This is a genomic window from Streptomyces sp. SID14436 (genome assembly GCF_010548465.1).
Classification (GTDB): Bacteria; Actinomycetota; Actinomycetes; order Streptomycetales; family Streptomycetaceae; genus Streptomyces.
The window spans coordinates 1-595 of sequence record NZ_JAAGMD010000803.1 but is presented as its reverse complement, the minus strand read 5'-3'; the positions used below and the strand labels follow the sequence as shown (position 1 = coordinate 595).

The window sequence follows — 595 nt, the reverse complement described above, 5'->3', positions numbered from 1 at the left end:
TCCTTGAACCGGCGCCGGTCCTCGGCGGCGAAGAAGTCGACCCGTGGCGGATCCTCGGCGACCGGTTCCGCGGGCCGCGGCGCGCGCGCCTCCCCGCGGGAGGCCACCGGCGCCGACTCGCCCGTCCGAGCCTGCCCCGCCGCGCCGACGGTGCTCGCGGTCTCCGTCGCCTCCGCCGTCTCCGCAGTCTTCGCAGTTCCCGGGGGCGGCGTCGCACCGCCGGACATCCGCGCGGCGATGGCCCGCACCGTCGGCTCGGCCAGCAGGACCGACACCGGCACGTCCCGCCCGTACCGCTCCCGCAGGACGCGCCCGGCCCGCACCATGGTGAACGACGTTGCGCCCAGGTCCCACAGATCGGCACCGGGATCGACCGGCGGCAGATCGAGCAACTCCCCGAAGAGCACGCCGATCTCCGCCACGACGTCCTGGGCAGTGATGTCCTCGGCCGCCACGTCCTCGCCCGTCACGTCCTGCGCCACCGCTCCGCCCGCCACCGCGCCGTCCGCCGGACCGGACGCGGACCCGTCCCGCACCTCGGCACCGACCGCTGAGGGAGGCGGCGTCGCGGCCGGACCCGCGGCCACCGGCACGG

The 595-nt window shown here is 77.3% G+C and carries 1 protein-coding gene; it reads right to left on the bottom strand.

The features are described from left to right. Positions 1–482, bottom strand: a 482-nt coding sequence (locus G3I53_RS29160) for an acyl carrier protein (RefSeq protein ID WP_343240707.1), incomplete at its 3' end; no start/stop codon positions are given. Between the last annotated feature and the right edge of the window lie 113 nt (positions 483–595).